Origin of the sequence: Xanthomonas sp., assembly GCF_017163755.1 — a bacterium.
Classification (GTDB): Bacteria; Pseudomonadota; Gammaproteobacteria; order Xanthomonadales; family Xanthomonadaceae; genus Xanthomonas_A.
Window position 1 is genome coordinate 15,683 of sequence record NZ_JAFIWC010000039.1, and the last position, 19,554, is coordinate 35,236.

The 19,554-nt window shown below is 70.3% G+C and carries 13 protein-coding genes; 5 read left to right on the top strand and 8 right to left on the bottom strand.

Annotated features, from left to right (window positions below; genetic code table 11):
- Positions 1-36: 36 nt before the first annotated feature.
- Positions 37-1,713 (bottom strand): ShlB/FhaC/HecB family hemolysin secretion/activation protein, encoded by a 1,677-nt coding sequence (locus JR065_RS19640; RefSeq protein ID WP_429001896.1) that lies wholly within the window; start codon positions 1,711-1,713, stop codon positions 37-39.
- Between the two features lie 289 nt (positions 1,714-2,002).
- On the opposite strand from JR065_RS19640, the gene JR065_RS19645 reads away from it, so the two are divergent.
- On the top strand, positions 2,003-2,920 hold the full coding sequence (locus JR065_RS19645) for a 5'-nucleotidase, lipoprotein e(P4) family (protein WP_206236159.1): 918 nt from the start codon (positions 2,003-2,005) through the stop codon (positions 2,918-2,920).
- Positions 2,917-3,648, top strand: a complete 732-nt coding sequence (gene pyrF / locus JR065_RS19650; RefSeq protein WP_206236161.1) for an orotidine-5'-phosphate decarboxylase — start codon at positions 2,917-2,919, stop codon at positions 3,646-3,648. The genes JR065_RS19645 and pyrF overlap by 4 nt, the downstream gene beginning before the upstream one ends.
- A 209-nt stretch (positions 3,649-3,857) precedes the next feature.
- Here the strand turns inward: pyrF and JR065_RS19655 are convergent, their stop codons facing one another.
- From JR065_RS19655 to JR065_RS19670, 4 genes are all read right to left on the bottom strand, one after another.
- Entirely contained in the window at positions 3,858-5,378 is a 1,521-nt protein-coding gene (locus tag JR065_RS19655; RefSeq protein ID WP_206236162.1) for a tryptophan halogenase family protein, read from the bottom strand.
- Positions 5,379-5,494: 116 nt separating this feature from the next.
- Positions 5,495-8,527 (bottom strand): TonB-dependent receptor domain-containing protein, encoded by a 3,033-nt coding sequence (locus JR065_RS19660; RefSeq protein ID WP_206236164.1) that lies wholly within the window; start codon positions 8,525-8,527, stop codon positions 5,495-5,497.
- Between the two features lie 92 nt (positions 8,528-8,619).
- On the bottom strand, positions 8,620-9,627 hold the full coding sequence (locus JR065_RS19665; RefSeq protein ID WP_241093783.1) for a LacI family DNA-binding transcriptional regulator: 1,008 nt from the start codon (positions 9,625-9,627) through the stop codon (positions 8,620-8,622).
- Between the two features lie 62 nt (positions 9,628-9,689).
- Positions 9,690-12,758 carry a discoidin domain-containing protein gene (locus JR065_RS19670; RefSeq protein ID WP_206236167.1) on the bottom strand — a complete coding sequence of 1,023 codons (3,069 nt, stop codon included), beginning with the start codon at positions 12,756-12,758 and terminating at the stop codon, positions 9,690-9,692.
- Between the two features lie 355 nt (positions 12,759-13,113).
- On the opposite strand from JR065_RS19670, the gene JR065_RS19675 reads away from it, so the two are divergent.
- Together JR065_RS19675 and plsB are read left to right on the top strand one after the other, a co-directional pair.
- Entirely contained in the window at positions 13,114-14,052 is a 939-nt protein-coding gene (locus tag JR065_RS19675) for a hypothetical protein (RefSeq protein WP_241093784.1), read from the top strand.
- A complete protein-coding gene (plsB, locus tag JR065_RS19680; RefSeq protein ID WP_206236168.1) occupies positions 14,052-16,718 on the top strand; it encodes a glycerol-3-phosphate 1-O-acyltransferase PlsB in 2,667 nt (888 codons plus the stop codon). The genes JR065_RS19675 and plsB overlap by 1 nt, the downstream gene beginning before the upstream one ends.
- A gap of 186 nt (positions 16,719-16,904) precedes the next feature.
- Here plsB and JR065_RS19685 read toward each other — a convergent pair whose 3' ends face one another.
- Positions 16,905-17,483: a DUF488 family protein gene (locus tag JR065_RS19685; protein WP_206236169.1), complete on the bottom strand. Its 579-nt coding sequence runs from the start codon at positions 17,481-17,483 to the stop codon at positions 16,905-16,907.
- Positions 17,480-17,674 carry a YdcH family protein gene (locus JR065_RS19690; protein WP_241093787.1) on the bottom strand — a complete coding sequence of 65 codons (195 nt, stop codon included), beginning with the start codon at positions 17,672-17,674 and terminating at the stop codon, positions 17,480-17,482. Before JR065_RS19690 ends, JR065_RS19685 begins: the two co-directional genes overlap by 4 nt.
- A gap of 181 nt (positions 17,675-17,855) precedes the next feature.
- Between JR065_RS19690 and JR065_RS19695 the strand changes: the two genes are divergently transcribed.
- Positions 17,856-18,428: a hypothetical protein gene (locus JR065_RS19695; protein ID WP_206236170.1), complete on the top strand. Its 573-nt coding sequence runs from the start codon at positions 17,856-17,858 to the stop codon at positions 18,426-18,428.
- Between the two features lie 94 nt (positions 18,429-18,522).
- Here JR065_RS19695 and JR065_RS19700 read toward each other — a convergent pair whose 3' ends face one another.
- Positions 18,523-19,539 (bottom strand): glycoside hydrolase family 43 protein, encoded by a 1,017-nt coding sequence (locus tag JR065_RS19700; RefSeq protein ID WP_206236171.1) that lies wholly within the window; start codon positions 19,537-19,539, stop codon positions 18,523-18,525.
- Positions 19,540-19,554 lie beyond the last annotated feature (15 nt).

Consider the following 19,554-nt stretch of genomic DNA (forward strand, 5'->3'; position numbering starts at 1 on the left):
CAAAACACGGCCCGCCGGCTGGCGGACCGGCTCGAATCAGAATTGGTAGATCAGGCGCACGCCGTAGGCCGGCTGCGCGGTATCGAAATCGCGCGGCGCGTGCAGGTCCCAGCCCGCGAAGCCGTCCCAGTTCAACCCGCCGCGCGCGCCGCGCAGGCCGACGAATGCGCCGACCAGGCTGCGTCCGCTCTGCTCGCGGGCGCTGGGACCGGCGATGCGGCCGGCGTCCACGCCCAGGTACGGCGTGATCGCCAGGCGCTGCAGCGGCAGGTTGAGCGTGTTGCGCCAGTACGCGCCGCGTTCGGCGCCGAGGCTGCGTTCGCCATCGAAGCCGCGCACGCTGTAGCGCCCGCCCAGGGTGATGAACTCCGACCCGAGCAACAGCTCCGAGGCGGTCTGCGCGCGCAGGCTGCTGTCCCAGCTGGCGGCGACGCCGCCGAGCTTGAACGGCAGCCCGGTGCCGACGTCGAGGGTGGTGACGCCGTAGCGGAAGCTGGGAAAGCCCACCGCCGGGTCGTAGCCGGTCCACTGCCCGTCGAACCACGGCGTGCCGCGCCGGTGCGCCAGGCGCACGTCCAGCTGCATCGGCCCCAGGTAGCGGCGATGGCTCAGGTAGGCTTCGGCGCTGGTGGTGTGGCGGCGCTGGATGCCGATCTCCACGCCGTCCAGGTAGCTGCGCGCCTCGCGCTTGGCCACGGTGACGCCGGCGGTGGTCTTGCTGGTGCCGTTGCGGTGGATGACCCGCTGCAGGTCCAGCGTCGCGCTGTCGGAGCGTCCGCTGGACTGGAAGCTCTGCAGGAAGCCGTCCACGCGCTGGTGGTAGCGGTAGGACGACAGCGACAGCGCGAACGTCCACCAGCCCCACGGCACGCTGTAGCTGAGGCTGTTGCCGCGCGTGCCGCGCTCGGCGCCCTGATCCACCAGGTCGTGGTTGTAGCCGATCGACAGCAGGTCGTTGATGCCCAGCGGCGCGTCCAGCGCGAAGTCGATGCCGCCCTGCGCGCGGCCGGTGGCGCGCACGCCGGAGTCGTCGGCGTTGAGCACGGTGCGCCAGCGCCGGCCGTGCTGCAGGGTGACCACCAGGTCCGATTCGCCGGGCTGCTCGCCCGGGGCGATGTCGATCTTGGCGTCCTGCGACGGCACCCGCTTGAACTGTTCGACGCCCTGCTCGATGGCGCGCAGGTCGACCAGGTCGCCCGGGCGCAGCGGCAGCGCGCCGCGCCAGTGGCCGCGCCCGTCGGCGGACTGCACCCGCACCTGGCGCAGGCGTCCCGGCATCAGCTCCAGGCGCAGCACGCCGCTGGACAGGTCCTGCTCGGGCACGCCGATGCGGGTGGTGACCAGCCCCTGCGCGACCAGCTGGTCGAGCGCGCGGCGGCGGATCAGGTCGATGCCTTCGCGGCCGATGCAGCGGCCCTGGTACTGGCGCAGGTACAGCCACAGCCACGCGAAACGCGCGCCGTCGGCGCCGGCGCCGCCGAGCTGGACGCGCTGGATCGGGAAGCACAGGTCTTCGGCGGGCAGCGCGACGCTGCGCATGTCCGACGCGGGCACGGCCTCGCGCGGGCCGGCGAACGGCGCCTGCCGGTCCTGCTCCTGCTGGCGCTGCACCTGTTCGGCCTGGCGCAGCTGTTCCTGCCGGTCCAGCGTGGTCGGCAATTCCTGCGCGGCGAGCGGCACGCTAGCGCAGGCCAGCAGGCAAGCTGCCGACACCGCCAGAGAAGGTCCTTTCCTCCACAGTTGCACGTGTTTCCCCTGTTACGCATCCGGCGTGTTCCCCATGCGAGCGCAGGGGGATGGATCGCATCCTTGATGGGCGCTGCGCATCCGCGCAGGCAATGCGAACTGTGGTGCATTCCCCAGGACGCGCCAATCCGGCGTTTCCCCACGCGCTGTCGGGAAATTCCCTAGGGCCGCGGCGCTGCGGCCGTGGGCCGGTCCGTCGGCCACCGTCGCAACCCGGTAAAATCCCGCGATTCCCCCGCCAAGGTTCCCGCGCACGATGAGCCCGATCGCCCGCACCGCACTGGCCTGCGCCGTGCTTGCCCTGTCCGCCTGCAAGCCGCAGCCGGCGCCGCCCGCCGCCGCGACCGCCGACACCCCCGCGGCGGCCACGCCTGCGCAGGCCGCGGACGCCGCGCCGGTCGCCGGCGATGACAACCTCAACGCGGTGCTGTGGGTGCAGCGCTCGGCCGAGTACCGCGCGCTGTCCGAGCAGACCTACCGCGCCGCCGCCGACCGCCTGGACACGGCGCTGAAGGCGCCGAACTGGGACGCGCTGGTGCCCGAGGAGCGCGGCAACGCCGCGGCCGGGCTGAAGCCGGCGGTGGTGATGGACGTGGACGAGACCGTGCTGGACAACTCGCCCTACCAGGCGCGGCTGATCCGCAACGGCAAGGAATACGACGAGCTCAGCTGGGACCAGTGGGTCGCCGAGAAGAAGGCCAGGCCGGTGCCGGGCGTGGTCGATTTCGCCAAGGCCGCCAGCGCCAGGGGCATCACCGTGCTGTACGTGTCCAACCGCGCGGTGCACCTGACCGAGGCGACCCTGGCCAACCTGCGCAGCGCCGGGCTGCCGGTCGCCGACAACAGCGTGCTGCTGGGCCTGGGCACGGTGGTCAAGGACTGCGAGCAGAACGGTTCGGAGAAGAACTGCCGGCGCAGGCTGGTCGGCCAGCAGTACCGCGTGCTGATGCAGTTCGGCGACCAGCTGGGCGACTTCGTGCAGATCGCCGCCAACACCCCCGACGGCCGCGCGCAGCTGCTGCAGCAGTACCACGACTGGTTCGGCGAGCGCTGGTGGATGCTGCCCAACCCGACCTACGGCTCGTGGGAACCGGCGCTGTTCAACAACGATTTCGCGCAGCCGCGCGCCGCGCGCCACCAGGCCAAGCGCGACGCGCTGGAGCTGGCGCAGTGAGCCGCGCGCCGCTGGCGCTGGGCGCGCGCGAACGGCTGATCTTCGCGCTGGACGTGCCCGGCCGTGCCGAGGCGCTGGACTGGGTCGAGCGGCTCGGCGACGCGGTGGCGTTCTACAAGATCGGCATGGAACTGCTCGCCTCGGGCGAGTACTTCGAGGTGCTCGACGCGCTCGCCGCGCGCGGCAAGCGCGTGTTCGTGGACCTGAAGTTCTTCGACATCCCGGCCACCGTCGGCGGGGTGATCCGGCGCCTGTCGCAGTGGCCGGTGGACTACTGCACGATCCACGGCTGGCACCGCGAGATGATGCAGGCGGCCGCCGACGCCAACGGCGGCCAGATGCGGCTGCTGGCGGTGACGGTGCTGACCTCGATGGGCCGCGACGACCTGCGCGGCATGGGCATCGACCGCGAGCCGGTAGACGTGGTGGTGGAACGCGCGCTGGCCGCGCAGGCGGCCGGCATCGACGGAGTGATCGCCTCCGGCCAGGAGGCCGCGCCGATCCGCCGCGCCACCGGCGCCGGCTTCTCCATCGTCTGCCCCGGCATCCGCCCCGGCGGCCCGGTCGGCGACGACCAGCAGCGCACCGTCGGCGTCGCCCAGGCCTTCGCCGACGGCGCCGACGCGATCGTGGTCGGCCGCCCGATCCGGCTGGCGGCCGATCCGCGCAGCGCCGCCGAGGCGATCCAGCGCGAAATCGCGGCGACCCTGGGGCAGGAACCGGCGTAGGGTCGGCCCCGGGATTTTACAATTTCTTTCAATAACAATGGTTTGAGAGCGACAACTTAAATCATTGCATTAGCTTCCGAGTCCCGGTAGCATGCGCAGCGTCCGGCCTTGCCGGAGATGCGCCATACACTGTTCTCCGGCTTCGGTCGGATCTTGAGGAGGCCCGCACCTGGTGTGCGTGGCCTCTTTTTTTTGCGCACGCGCCGCGCTCAGCCCGGCGACGGCGCCGCGCAGTAGCGTTCGATGAAGGCCTGGTGGGTGGGCATCACGTCCACGCAGTGGGAGATGGTCTGCTCGACGCCGGCGATGAAGCGCTCCACCTCCTCGTTCGGCACCTGCTCGACCAGCGGGTGATAGGCCTGCGGGACGATGCCCTGGCCGACCATCACCTGCACCCAGCTGATCTCGGCGAACATCTCCTCGCCGTTGCGGTAGAAGCGGCCGCTGTCGCGGAACAGGTCCAGCGTCGCCTGCAGTTCGGGGGTGATCGCCATCTCCCGGCACTGGCGCCAGAACGCGCTGTCGTCGCGCTGGGTGGCGTGGTAGTGCAGCAGCAGGAAGTCGCGGATGCGGTCGAACTCGAAGGCGATGCGGTCGTTGTAGCGCTGCACCAGCGCCGGGCTGATGCCTTCGCGCGGGAACAGCTCCAGCAGCTTGGAGATGCCGGACTGGATCAGGTGGATGCTGGTCGATTCCAGCGGCTCCATGAAGCCGCTGGCCAGGCCCAGCGCGACCACGTTGCGGTTCCACACCTGCTTGCGGCGGCCGGTGACGAAGCGCAGCGGGCGCGGGTCGGCCAGCGGCTTGCCGTCCAGGTTGGCCAGCAGCGTGGCGGCGGCCTCGTCGTCGCTGATGTGCGCGCTGGAATACACGTAGCCGTTGCCGGTGCGGTGCTGCAGCGGGATGCGCCACTGCCAGCCGGCCGCGCGCGCGATGGACTGGGTGTACGGTGTCGGCGGGCCGACCTTCTCGCACGGCACCGCCAGCGCGCGGTCGCACGGCAGCCAGTGGGTGAAGTCGTGATAGCCGGTATGCAGCGCCTGCTCGATCAGCAGGCCGCGGAAGCCGGAGCAGTCGATGAACAGTTCGCCGTCCACCACGTGCCCCGACGCCAGCCGCAGCGATTGCACGTGGCCGGTTTCAGGATGCAGTTGCACCTGCTCGACGATGCCCTCGATCCGCTGCACGCCGCGCTGCTCGGCGTAGCCGCGCAGGAACCGCGCGTACAGCGATGCGTCGAAGTGGTAGGCGTAGGCGATGTTGGCCAGCGGCGAATTGGCCGGCACGTCGCCGGCGGAGGTCATGAACTTGCCGCGCGTGGCCGCCACGGTGTTGAGCGTGTAGGCGCCCAGCGCCTTGGCCTTGCCGCGCAGCGCCTGCTTGATCCAGTACTGGTGGAACGGCAGCAGCCCGAGCGGATGGCCGATCTGCGTGCCGAAGCCGTGGATGTAGGAACTGCCGAGGCGGGACCAGTCGACGAATTCGATGCCCAGCTTGAAGCTGCCCTGGGTCTGGCGCACGAACTGCGCCTCGTTGATGCCGAGCAGGTTGTTGAAGGCCTTGATGTGCGGCACGGTGGCCTCGCCGACGCCGACGATGCCGATCTGCTCCGATTCGATCAAAGTGATGCGGTAGTCCGGGCCGAGCACGCGGGCCAGCGCCGCGGCGGCCATCCAGCCGGCGGTGCCGCCGCCGACGACGACGAGGTTGCGAAGGGGTGCGGCGATCATGCGGCGCGTTCCTGTGCGATGCGAAGCGGGAGCTCACGGATAGACGAACGGGGCCAAGTGGCCCCGTTCGGGTTGGCCGCGCGTGCCGTGCGGCACGCGCGGAATGCGGCGCTGGATCAGAACTTGGCGCCGATCTCGAAGGTCACAGTGCGCGGCACGTAGTTGATCTCGCCGTCCTCCTTGATGGTGATGTTCGGCTCGAGGCGCCCGCCGCTGCCCCAGCCGTTGTACACATACGACGAGTAGTTCTTGTAATTGAACGCGTTGAGCAGGTTGATGCGCGCCGACAGCTTGAAGTCGCCGGCCAGAGTGAAGTCCTTGCTGGCCTGGAAGTCGACCGTGCGGTAGCCCCAGATGTCGCCGCCGAACAGGAACTTGCCGCTGCCCGGCGGGGTGACGCCGACCTGCTGGCAGGTGCCGCCGTCGGCCTCGATGAAGCCGTAGCAGGCGATTTCGTTGACCGGCTCCGGCGTGGCCAGCACCACCTTGGCGCCGAAGGTCACGCCCCAGGGACCGTCGATCGAGCCGGAGGCGACGAAACGGTGCGCGGCGGCCGCATCGGACTTCACGAACCGGTAGCCATCGATGGTCGGCTTGTCGAACGCGAACGGCTCGTCGATCTTGCGGTTCTGGCGCGCGTTGGTGTGGGTGTAGGACAGGGTCAGGCCCCAGCCCGATTCCTTGGTGTAGGGCTTCTCCGCCGACAGCAGCACCTGGCTGCTGCGCTGTTCCAGGCCGTTGTTGCCGATGATCGTGTTCTGGTAGCCCGGCACCGGCTCGCCCCACGGCACGCTGCCGTTCTGGAAGTAGGAGCCGTCCGGATAGCGGTTGATCAGCGACATCACGAAGCCGTCGTAGCTGAGCACGCGCTGGAAGGTGACGTCGGTGAGCCAGTCGCCGACCTGGTTGGTGATGCCGATGCTGTACTGGTCGCTGTACGGGGTCTTGATGTTGTTGTTGAAGATGAACAGCTCGGCGCTACCGCTGACCCCGGGGATGGTGTTCAGCTGGTCCACGCCGTTGAGGAAGCGCGGATCCCACGCCACGCAGGTGCGGTCGTCGCGGAAGCACTGGCCGGTGGCCGGATTCTCGAAATACACCGCGACCGGCGACAGCGCGGCCTTGCTGCTTTCAAGGGCCAGCTGCTCGAACAGGTTGCGGTCGTAGGAACGCGCCGCGCCGCCGTGCAGCACCGCGCTCTGGTCGCCGAAGAAGTCGTACGAGAAGCCCAGGCGCGGCGCCCATGCGTCCTTGAAGTTCTTGCGGTTGTTGCCGGTGCTGATGTAGTCGGCGGCATTGATGCCGCTGGGCAGCAGGCGGTTGGCCCAGGGCTGCTGGCCCGGCAGGTCCGGATCGTCGCCGTACAGCGCGTCGACGAACGCCTGCGAGGTGACGAAGTCGGTGTAGGCCGGGGTGTCCTCGTAGTCGTAGCGCACGCCGATGTTGATCATCAGCTTGTCGGTGGCGGCCCAGTCGTCCTGGAGGTAGATGCCGTACTGCTTGGACGGCGATTCCACCGTCGCCCGCTGCCCGGGCGTGGTGTAAGGCGCGACGAAGTCCACCCGGTACGGCGTGGCGGCGACGCCGTTGGCATCGACGGAATAGCCGAACTGCGGATTCACCGCCGCCGCATCCTGCGAGGTCAGTTTGACGTCCTTGTAGTTCACGCCCATCTTGATGGTGTGCTCGCCATGCCACTCGAAGCTGGTGAAGGTCAGGTCGTTCTGCAGGAACCAGCCCTTCTGGCTCTTGCGCTGCACGGTGAGGCCGCCGGCCGAACCGGTGGCCAGGAAGGTGTACTCGTCCACGTCGGTGGAGTTGGCGCGCGGCGCCAGGTACTTGTAGAGGATGCCGTTGCCGAGGGTCTTGGCGGTCGGGTTGTTCTCCGAATCCTCGGTGCCGACGATCAGTTCGTTGTACCAGCTGTCGGCGCTGTGCTGCCAGCGCAGGGTCGAGCGCTTGTCCTTGTTGATCTTGTTGGTGGCCTGCTCCGGCGAATTGATGCCGCCGACGTTGGCGACCTGGGTCTCGTCGCGGTACAGGGTGCTCAGCTCGATGCGGTCGCGGTCGGTCGGCTCGAAGTCGATCTTGGCGAACACCAGGTCCTCTTCGAACGGCATGTTCGCCGCGCCGTACTGGCTGGCCAGATTGGCCGGCAGCACGCCGACGAAGGGCTGCGCGTTGGCCTCGGCCTGCACGCTCTTGGGCGCCACGTTCTCCTTGCCTTCGTAGGCGACGAAGAAGTGCATGCGGTCCTGCAGGATCGGGCCGCCCAGGGCGAAACCGTATTCCTTGGTCTGCGAATCGATCCTGCCGTTGTCCTCGTCCGGGCGCTTGTCGCGCAGATCCTGGTCGGTGTAGCGGAAGAACGCCTCGCCATGGAACTCGTTGGTGCCGGACTTGGTCGCCGCAGTGATCGCCGCGCCGCTGACCTGGCCGTACTCGGCCTTGTAGTTGGAGGTGATGACCTTGTATTCGCCGATCGCCAGCTGCGGGAACGGGTTGCCCTGGGTGTCGGCCTGGCCGGCGATGCCGCCGCTGCGCACGTAGCTCTTCTGGCCCACGCCGTCGATGTACAGGTTGCCGGCGCTGGCGTTGGCCGCGCCGCCGCGCAGCCTGGTGTTGCCGTTGCCGTCGATCTGGAAAACCATGCCCGGCACGGTGTCGGCGAACTCGAGGAAGTTGCGCGTGGCCTGCGGCAGCTGCTGGATCTGGCGCAGCGAGACGATGTTGCCGACCTCGGAGGTCTTCACGTCCTTGAGCATCGGCGCGGTGACGGTGACCGTGTCCAGCGTGGTCGCGCTGCCGCCCGGCGCGGCGGCGGTGCCGGCGTCCAGGTCGACCGTGGACGAGGACGCGACCTGCAGGGTCACCGTGCGGCTGACGCCGTTGGACTCGACCGTGTAGGTGCCCGGCGGCAGGCCGATCACGGTGTAGTTGCCGTTGGCGCCCACCGGGGTGCGGCGCACCGAGCCGGTGGCGGTGTTGGTAACGACCACTTCGGCGCCGGCCTGGGCCTGGCCGCGCAGGATCGCGTTGCTGGACTGCGCCAGCGCCAGCTGCGGCGCGGCGGCGAACAGGCTGGCAGCCAGGGCGCAGCACAACAGGCTGCGAGCGGGCAGGCTGGATCTGGAACGCTTGCTCTTCATGACAGTTACCCCTCCCAGGGCGATCAACTCGATTCTTTTAATAGGGAAAATACGCAAAGGTGCAGCAATACGACGCAACGCGGCTGGGCGTCTCAGTCCATGGCCGTCCTCCGCGATGCGCTGGACGCGCGCACGATCAGCTGCGGCGCGATGTCGGCCGAGGCAGCGGCGGCCGGTTCGCCGCGCGGATCCAGCATGCCGATCAGCATGCGCATCGCGCGCGCGCCGAAGCCGGCGATGTCTACGCGCATCGTGGTCAGCGCCGGATGAACGTAGCGCGCCATCGGCACGTCGTCGAAGCCGGCCAGGGCGATGTCGTCCGGCACGCTCAGCCCGGCGTGGCTCAGCGCGAACAGGCAGCCCAGCGCCATCATGTCGTTGGCCGCGAACACCACGTCCGGGCGCTCGCCGCGCAGCAGCGCCTGCCCGGCGCGATAGCCGGAGGCTTCGTCGAAATCGCCGGGCAGCACGTGCGGCGGCGTCGCCGGCGCGCGTTCGCGCAGCTCGTCGCGGTAGCCGCGCAGGCGTTCGCGCGCGTCGAAGTTGTCGTCCGGGCCGGCGATGAACGCGATGCGGCGGTGGCCGCTGTCGAGCAGGTGCGCGGTCATCGCGCGCGCGCCGCCGTAGTTGTCCACGTTGAGCACCTGCGCGTCGGCGACCGGGTCGGCGCAGTTCATCAGCACCGCCGGCAGCGCGGCCGGCAGCAGTTCGGCCGCCGCGTTGCCGGCGTCGTGGCCGGCGGCGCGCTGGTTGAGATAGGGCGACATGACCAGCAGCCCGTCCACGCGCCCGGGCATGCGCTGTACCGCCAGGCGCTGTTCCTCCGGTTCGCCGTGGTAGCTGGACACCAGCAGGTGCAGGCCGCGTTCGCGCGCCACCGTGTCGATGCCGCGGATCAGTTCGGAAAAGAACTCGCCGTGCAGGTCCGGCAGCACCACGCCGATGGTGTGGGTGCGCCGGCTGCTGAGGCTGCGCGCGGCATGGTGCGGCACGTAGTGCAGCGTGCGCGCCGCCTCCAGCACCCGCTCGCGCACCGGCTCGGCCACGTGCTGGTGGCCGTTCATGGTGCGCGACACCGTGGCCACCGAAACGTTGGCCATGCGCGCCACATCCTTGATGGTGATGCTGGCGCGCGGTCCCGGCGGTTGTGCGGTGCGCGGATTCACCAGCGCGCCTCCAGGCTGCGGAACGGCTTGCTCAGCGCGATGCCGTCGGCGTCGTAGGCATCGACCCGGCGCCCGTCCACGCGCACTTCGGTCGGCCGCGTGCGCGAGGGCCAGGCGACGCGCACTGCCGCGTCCCGGCGCAGGCCGGAGCCGAGCGTGACCTTCAACGTGTCGCCCTGTTGCCGCGCGCGCAGGGTCAGCGACCCGTAGGCGGTCGGCAGCCGCTGCACCGACAGGCCGTCGCCGGCCAGCCACGCCGGCGGCGCACCGGGCAGCAGCGACAGCGCGTCGTCGCCTTCGTGCATCAGCATGCCGAACAGGGTGCGCGCGTACTCGGCGCCGATCCAGGTATGCGGCATGTCGCCGAGATAGCGCGGGAAGCGCAGCCGCGAGTGCACCACCTCGGCCAGCACCTGCCACTCGAACGGGCGCCGGTCGCGCATCATGTCCTGCAGCAGCTCGTCGGCCACCTGCGGCTGGCCCAGGTGCACATAGGTCAGCACGTTGCGCATCTCGTACGGCGAATACGCCCACAGCGAGTCGGGCTGCTTGCGCTTGCGCACGTCGTCCAGGTAGCGGGCGAAGGTCAGGCGCAGCGCTTCCGGCGGCATCAGGTCCTGCTGGCCGGTCGGGTCGAGCGCGATCGACACGCTGCTCGGATCGCCGTCGCCCAGGTCGGCCGAGGCCGGGACGATGTCGCTGCCCTTCCACGCCATCGTCGCGCGGATCGACGCGGCCACCGACGCGTGCAGCGCCGCGTACTGCTCGCGCGCCCACGCCGCGGTGGCGGCGTCGCCCAGCGATTCGGCCAGCCAGGCGCCGTCGTGCCAGCCCTTCAGCGACCAGTAGTCGTCCCAGTAGCTGTGGGTCGGGCTGGAATAGCCTTCGTGGCTGATCGACGGGGCGATGATGCCGGCGAAGCGCTCCGGCGCCGGCTGCTCGGCCATGTAGCCGGGCACCAGCGTGCGCTCGCGCAGCTCCTGCATGAACTTCATCGCCAGCTTCACCTTCGGCAGATACTCGCGCACCGAGGCCGGGCCGCCGTCCAGCCGCGCCACGTCGGCGACCAGGGTGATGTATTCGCCCTGGCTGTCGTACTCCAGGTCCGAGCCGAAGCCGTCGTTGACGGTGCCGTCGTCGTTGAGGATCGGCGACACCAGGCCGTTGGGATGCACCGCGTGGTCGCTGTACCACTTGAGGTAGTCGCGCGCGACCTGGGCCTGGCCCATGCGCAGCAGCACCGCCGAGGTGGCCATGCCGTCGCGGATGAAGGAGCGGTTGTAGTTGCGCGGCCCCGGCTGCATCGCCGGGCCGGTCTGGTTGATCAGCATGTACGCGGCCTGCGCGCGCAGCATGTCCACCAGCGACGGATCGGGCAGCGACAGGCCGACCTGGCCCAGCCGCGCCTGCCACTGCGCGGCGACGCGGTCGGCGAGCTTGTCGAAGCCGGCGCGGGCGAGCGCGGCGCGATCCAGCGCCGGCGCGTCGGGCAACCGTCCGCTCTTGGCGTCGGCGCTGCTCGTGCCCAGCGGGAAGGCGACCACGACGTCGCGGCTGGCGCCGGGCGCCAGCTGCACCCGGTAGCCGAGCACCGCCGCGGCCAGGCCGTCGGCGTCGTGCGCCTGCAACGCCGGCGGCACGGTGCCGGCGGCGACGTGGGCGGTGATCTCCTGCTCGCCCTGCGCGCCGAACGGCGCCGCGCCGGCGGTGTCGACCGGGGTCAGCGCGTTCAGCAGCACGCGGCCGTTGATCCGCACCGCGCGCGCGCCGGCCTGGTCCTCGATGGCCACGTCGCGGATCGGCGACAGCCCGCCGTTCTGCCACGGCGGGTTCATCTGCATCGGCCGCACCACCAGCGACAGCGTGCCGTCGACCGCGGTGCTGCCGGTATTGCGCAGGCGGTGGCGCAGCAGCGTCACCGGCTGGCCGCCGTGCTCGATGGTGAAGGTTTCGCTGCGCAGCTCCAGGCCCGGTTGCGGCGACCAAGTCGCCGACGGCATCGGCATCCAGCCCTCGCGCAGCGCATGGGTGAGCGTGGCCCCGGCGGCGCCGGCGGCGCGGCCGGAGGCGTCGCGCCACAACGGCTGCACCAGCGGCGCACCCTTATACGCTTCCAGGTTGCCGAATTCGTCGAAGATCGATTTCTGCCGGCCGCCATGGATGCCGACCACGGTCCAATAGGTCTGCTGCATCTGCAGCGAGGCCGGGAACAATGCGCGGTCGGCGCGGCTGGCGGCCACCTGGTAGCGCTTCATCGGCGTCATCACCGCGGCCGGCCCGAGCAGGCGCAGGCGCGCGATCGCCGGCGCGGTGCCGGCGGCGCCGTCCACCGCCAGGCGCAGCGCGGCCACGGTATGCGGCGCCGGTGCGGCCAGGTAGCTGTGTTCGCTTTGCGCCGCGCCGGGGTCGTTGGCCAGCTCGATCCACGGGCCATTGGCCTTCTCGCGCGCCTGCAGCCGCGCCGCGCCATGCGCGCCGGACCACTCCACGATCAGGCCGGCGGTGGACAGCGGCCGCGGCAGGGCGATGTCGAGCAGGTGCGCGCCATCGCTGCGCGCGCGCAGCGCCTGCGGCTTGCCGCCCTGCCACAGCTGCACCGCGGCGCGATCGTCGGCGGTGCCGCGCAACGCCGCCGCCGCGTCCATGCCCAGCGGTTCCATCTCGAAGATCGAGATGCCCCAGTCGGAGGTGCGCGCCGGACTGGCCAGGCGCAGGTAGCGGGCCGTCTGCGGCGCGAAGAACAACGTCTCGGTGCCGCCCAGCGAATCGGCCATCGCATAGACCTGCGTCCAGCGCCGGCCGTCGCGCGAGGTCTGCAGCAGATAGCCCTCCGGGTTGGCGCTGTCCCATTGCAGGCGCGCCCCGGCGATGCGCGCATCGCGCCCCAGGTCGACCTGGAACCAGTGGCCCGGACTGAACGCGCCACCGGTGCGGGTGGCCGGATCGCCGTCGATCAGGTACTCGATCGCCTGCGCCTTGACCTGCTGCGACGAGCTCGACGCGCGCCACGCCTCGCGCGGCGGCAGCCGCTGTTGTGCCAGCGCCGGCAAGGACGCAAGCAACATCAGGCAGGCGCACGCAAGTGCCAAACGCTGTCCGCCGAAGCTACCGTGACGGGCTTCGCGGAACTTTTCTGTCTTCGATTCCACTGAAACCCCCGTCCAGTGCCACCTCAAGCGAGGTGGAGCGGACGGTAACAGCAACTGCAAGCGGTTACATGATGCACTGCAATATGGCGCAATGTGCCGCCACACGGGGCGATCGGCCGCCATGGTCATGATACCGGTGGCACTCCAGGCCACGTCCGCGCGCCTGGCACCGGCGCCGCGCCGCAGGGCGGCGCCCCGGCGCCACCGCGGCTTGCCGGAAACCCCGCCTGCCAGCAAGATGCAGGACGTTTGGGGACGAAGCCTGCACCGTATGCCGCCACGTTCGATCCGGCTCCTGCCTTTTCCCGCCGTCCCCCTGCTGGCGCTGGCCGTGCTGGCATTGGCCGCGTGCCAGCGCACGCCCAGCGAGCTGCCCGGCGCGGCCGCCGAACCGGCCGCGGCGGTCCGCGAGCTGGCGCGCCAGCTGCAGGACGACGACCTTGCCGGCTACGCGCGCAGCGCGGTGACGCCGGAGCAATACCAGCGCCTGCAACAGGCCTGGAGCGAGGGCCGCAGCCGCTGGCCGCTGACCACCTTGCCGCTGGCCGACCGCCTGCCCGGCGCGCTCGCCACGCTGGCCGCGCCGGACGCCGAGCGCCAACTGCAGCGCAGCTTCGATGCGCAGTTCGCCGGCCAGGCCGCCAGCCTGAAGCAGGCCGCGCACTCGCTGGGCCTGTTCGGCGTGCAGTACCTGCGCAACCAGGGCCAGTACACCCCCGAGCAACGCGGCCACTACGTGCAGCTGGTGGGTGCGTTGAGCGGCTGGGCGCAGCTGGCGCCGCTGGCCGAACCCAAGCGCGCGCAGGCGGCGATCGCCCGGCTCAGCGCCGGCGCGCGCCGCACCGGCCTGCACAGCGATGCCGAACTCGGCGCCGCCGGCATGGATGCGAGCCTGCGCCGGCTGGGACCGTTCCTGGGCGACGTCAAGGCGGTGCTGGCCGGCTACGGCCTGGACCTGGATGCCAGCCTGCGCGGCCTGCGCACCGGCCTGGTCAGCCAGCAGGGCGACCAGGCGGTGGTGCGGATCCAGTACCCGCTGGGCAACGAACAGATCGACACCACCGCGGTGCTGGTCCGGCGCCAGGGCCGCTGGTACTTCCGCGAGACCCTGCGCGAGGTGGATGCGCTGCTGGCCGAAACGGGGGCTTCCGGGGCGGTCCAGGCCCCGGCCGCGCCCGCTGCCGACCCCACACTGCCGGCTAAGCGATAATGGCGCCGATGCCAGAACAAAATCCCCTTCCTTTCCCCGACGACGACGCCGCGCGCCGCTCGGGCCCTGCGGCCTCGCCCGCTGCCCCGACCGACGAGACCGGTGCGGGCGGCGCCGCGCCGGCGCCGGCCGCATTGCCGGTGCCGCTTGCCGCCGCCGTGCGCGGCGCCAAGCGGCCGCTGTGGGCGCGCCTGCTCGGGCGCCTGGCCGATCCGTGGCTGACGCTGAAGATAGAACCGGCCGAACCCGGCCAGTACGACGACGGCCGCCCGGTGGTCTACGTGCTGGAGGACTACGGCCTGTCCAATGCGCTGATCCTGGACAAGGCCTGCCGCGAGGCCGGGCTGCCCTCGCCGCTGGTGCCCCTGCCCGGCGACCCGCTGGGGCGCAAGCGTGCCTACCTGGCGCTGTCGCGGCGCAGCAGCAACAACGCGCTGATCCCCGAACAGCGCGGCGCCAAGACCCATTCCGATTCGCTGGCCAAGCTGCTGCAGGCGCACCGCGACCGCCCGGACCTGGACATCCACCTGGTGCCGGTGTCGATCTTCGTCGGCCGTGCGCCGGACAAGCAGAGCGGCTGGTTCGCGGTGCTGTTCTCCGAGAACTGGGCGCTGGTGGGCAGTTTCCGGCGCCTGCTCGGCGTGCTGCTCAACGGCCGCAGCACCATCGTGCGCTTCGCCCCGCCGGTGTCGATGCGGCAGACGGTGGAGGAAGGGCTGCCGCCCGAACGCACCGTGCGCAAGCTGCAACGGGTGCTGCGCACCCATTTCCGCCGCATCCGCGAGGCGGTGATCGGCCCGGACCTGTCCACCCGCCGCCTGCTGGTGGACCAGGTGCTGGCGTCCGAGCCGGTGCGCGAGGCGATCGCCGCGCAGGCCAAGCGCGACAACAGCAAGCCGGTCGACGCCTGGCGCAAGGCCCACGCCTACGCCTGGGAGATCGCCGCGGACTATTCCAGCCCGGTGGTGCGTTCGGCCAGCTTCCTGCTGACCCACGTGTGGAACCGCATCTACGCCGGCGTGCTGGTGCACCACCTGGACAAGCTCAAGGAAGCCGCGCCCGGGCACGAGGTGATCTACGTGCCCAGCCACCGCAGCCACATGGACTACCTGCTGCTGTCCTACCTGCTGTACGAGCGCGGCATCGTGCCGCCGCACATCGTCGCCGGCATCAACCTCAACCTGCCGGTGGTCGGCACCCTGCTGCGCAAGGGCGGCGCGTTCTTCATCCGCCGCTCGATCCGCGGCAACGCGCTGTATTCGGCGGTGCTCAGCGAGTACGTGGCGCAGCTGGTGGCCGGCGGCTACTCGATCGAGTACTTCGTCGAGGGCGGGCGTTCGCGCACCGGCCGGCTGCTGCAGCCCAAGGGCGGCATGATCGCGATGACGCTGCGCGCGTTCCTGCGCCAGCCGCGCAAGCCGGTGCTGTTCCAGCCGGTCTACATCGGCTACGAGAAGCTGATGGAAGGCAACAGCTACCTCGACGAGCTCAGCGGCCGGCCGAAGGAGAAGGAATCGATCTGGGGCCTGTTGTGGAGCATCCCCAAGGTGCTCAAGCAGAACTACGGCCAGGTGGTGGTGAACTTCGGCGAGCCGATCGCGCTGAGCCAGGTGCTGGCGCAGCGCGCACCGGAGTGGGACGGCCAGCCGCTGGGCGAGGACGAAAAGCCGAACTGGCTCAACGGCACCGTGGACCTGCTGGCGCAGCAGATCCAGGTGCACATCAACGCCGCCGCCGACGTCAACCCGGTCAACCTGCTGGCGCTGGCGCTGCTGTCCACGCCCAAGCACGCGATGGGCGAGGCCGACCTGATCGCGCAGATCGCGCTGTGCAAGACGCTGCTGGCGGAGATGCCGTATTCGGACCGGATCACGGTGACCCCGCATTCGCCCGAGCGCATCATCGCCCACGCCGAGGAGATCAACGTCCTCACCCGCACCCCGCATCCGCTGGGCGACGTGCTCAGCGTCAGCGGCGACACCGCGGTGCTGCTGAGCTACTTCCGCAACAACGTGCTGCACCTGTTCACCGCCTCGTCGTGGGTGGCGTGCTGCTTCCAGAACAACCGGCGCATGAGCCGTTCCGGGCTGCTGCGGCTGGGCCGCACCGTGTACCCGTTCCTGCAGTCGGAGCTGTTCCTGCCGTGGACCGAGGACGCGTTCGCCGCGCGCATCGAGCGCACCATCGACGTGTTCATGCGCGAAGGCCTGCTGCAGCAGGTCAACGACGACGACGGCGGCGTGCTGGCGCGCAACACCGGGCAGACCGACGAGGTGTTCCGGCTGCGCGCGATCGGGCATTCGCTGCAACAGGCGTTCGAGCGCTACTACATCGCCATCTCGGTGCTGGTCAAGAACGGCCCGGGTAAGCTCGGCGCCGGCGAACTGGAGAGCCTGTGCCAGCAGGCCGCGCAGCGCCTGAGCCTGCTGTACGCGCCGGCGGCGCCGGAATTCTTCGACAAGACCCTGTTCCGCGGCTTCATCCAGAAGCTGCGCGAACTGAAGCTGGTGTGGCCGGACGAGAACAGCAAGCTGATGTTCGACGAGCGCCTGGACGCGTGGGCGAAGGACGCCAAGTTCATCCTCGGCCGCGAACTGCGCCACACCATCGAGCGGGTCAGCCCGGAAGCGGCGAAGGTCGAGGAGCCAGTGGTGCCGCAGGATTGAAGCGGCGGCGAAAGCGAAGGGGTCTGCTACCGCCTCTGGCGGGAAGCCGCTGGCGCTTTCTCCCTCAGCCCTCCATGTGTCGTTCGATTGTGGGAGCGACTTCAGTCGCGACGGGCTCTACCGGTGAGGCCCGTCGCGACTGAAGTCGCTCCCACATATGGCATCGGCATCGCCGAAGCCCGTGGCTCAGCCGCCGAACAGATCGCCGGTGACCGAACCGGCGGGCGGCGCGTCCGGCGGGTAGACCAGCCGCCCCTGCGCATCGGCGCGCGCGGCCGGATTGAGCGTGGCCGGCTCGCTGCGCCGGGCGTCGATCAGGTGGATCACCGGATGGCCGTGGTGCAGCAGGTGGTCGCAGATGATCTGCCGGTGGCACTGGCGCCAGTACGCCTCGGCGCACATCACCGCGCACGCGCCGCGGCCGCCGAGTTCGCGCAGCTGCGCGAACGCCTCGCCGAATTCGCCGCCCAGCGCGTAGTCGGCGTAGTTGTGGAAACTGACGCTGCGCCAATGGCCGTTGAGCTGCGGATCGACCCCGTGCTGCTTGCCGCGGCGCCCGCCCAGCGCGCGGAAGTGCTGGTAGCCGATGCCGGCGGCGGCCAGCGCCGGCGCCAGCGCGCTGCCGTCGAACTGCGGGAAGCGCCGCGAATACGGGAACGCGCGCACGTCGGCCAGCTGGGTGACCTGCGCGCCGCGCAGGATCGCCAGGAACTCGTCCAGCGGCCGCGTGGAATGCCCTACGCTGAAGAACGTCGCCGCGTTCACGCCGGTTCGTCGGGAATCAGCAGGTTCTCCAGGCGCATGATGCAGTCCTTCAGGTGCAGCTTGCGCTTCTTCAGCCGCTTGGCCTGCAGTTCGTCGTCCAGGTTGGCCGGGATGCGCTGGATCTGTTCGTCGAGCGCACGGTGTTCGCGACGCAGTTGGTCGATGCGTTGGGCGATCTCGGCGGGCGTCATCTCTTCCACTGGGTTCGAGCATACACAGCCGGCGGGGGCGCCGTCACCGTGCGCCGCCGCGCCCGGCGCTTTGCCGCGGCCGCGGTTGCCGGCACAATGCGCCCGGCGCCGCGGCGGAGGCGGCGCCCTTCCCATCGTCCGCACCACCCGCGGCAGGATCGCCGCCAAGAAAGGAGTCTCCATGCGTCTGCGTCATTCCCTGTTCGCCCTTGCCCTGGCCACCGCCGTTCCCGGCCTGGCCGCCGCGGCCGAAACCAAGTACGACGGCTTCCTGTGCTGCAACATGCGCAGCGACGGCAGCTGGATCAGCGACAGCAACTATGCCGAGAACGGCAAGCGGGTGATCCCGGCCGGCACCCCGGTCAAGGTCACCGGCTACGGCCGCTACCGGGTCAACGTGCTGATCGACGGCCAGAAGCAGTCCATCGGCAACGACTACAGCCGCGACCTGGGCAACGAGGCCTTCGCCCAGCGCTACGTGGTGTTGCAGGATCCCAAGCTCAAGCTGGCCGGATACCCGCAGAAGATCCGCGAGGCGATCGCCAGCGGCCGCGTCACCAAGGGCATGACCCGCGAGCAGACCCTGATGGCGCTGGGCTATCCGATCAGCAGCGAGAACCCGAACCTGGACAGCAACCTGTGGCGCTACTGGCTGAGCAGCTTCGGCGAGTTCCAGGTGTCCTTCGACGGCGCCGGCAAGATCGACAAGGTCACCACCGACCCGCAGACCCAGAACCTGGTCTGGCTGCCGTAAGCCGGCGGCCACGCAGCGCACGTGCATCGCCGGCGGGCGATGCGCGTGCGCCGCGGCGCAGGCGCACGCGACGGCATGGCCGTCGTGCGCGCGCTCAAGCGCCGTAGGGATCGATCGGCGCGATGCGCCCCTGCGCGTCGTGGCGCAGTTCGGTGACCTTGATGCAGCGCAGATGGGTCACGCCGCCGGACAGCGTCGAGTCGTGGTAGAACAGGTGCCACCGGCCCTGGAACTGGCAGATCGAATGGTGGGTGGTCCAGCCGATCACCGGGCGCATGATCGGCCCCTGGTAGGTGAACGGCCCGTACGGCGTGTCGGCCACCGCGTAGCACAGCAGGTGGGTGTCGCCGGTGGAATAGGACAGGTAGTAGCGCCCATCGTATTTGTGCAACCACGGCGCTTCGAAGAAGCGGCGCGCATGGTCGCCGGCCAGCAGCGGCTGGCCGTGTTCGTCGACGATGCTGACCTCGCGCGGCGGCTCGGCGAACTGGGTCATGTCCGCGCGCAGCCGCGCCACCCGCGGGCCCAGCGCCGGCTCGGCGTCGGCCGGTTCCTCGTGCGCCGGCGCATAGGCGTTGTCGCGGTACTTCTGCAGCTGCCCGCCCCAGATCCCGCCGAAGTACAGGTAGTGCTCGCCGTCGTCGTCGGCGAACACCGCCGGATCGATCGAGTAGCTGCCGTCGATGGGCTGCGGCTCGGCGGCGAACGGGCCTTCCGGGCGCGTGCCGACGGCCACGCCGATCTGGAAGATGCCGTCGGCGCGCTTGGCCGGGAAATACAGGTAGTAGCGCCCATCCCTGTACGCCGCGTCGGGCGCCCACATCTGCCGTTCGGCCCACGGCACGTCGTTCACGTGCAGCGCCACGCCGCAGTCCAGCGCCGGGCCGTCGGCGCTGTCCATGCGGAACACGTGGTAGTCCTCCATGTCGAAATGGCCGCCGTCGTCGTTGAACGGCACGCCGGCGTCGATGTCGTGCGAGGGATAGATATAGATCGCGCCGTCGAAGACGTGCGCCGACGGATCGGCGGTGTACATGTGGGTCACCAGCGGTGGCGAGATGGCGCGGCTGGCCAGGGTCTGCAGGTCGTCGGCGGGGGGGGCGGGGGGCATGGCGCGGTCGTGCTC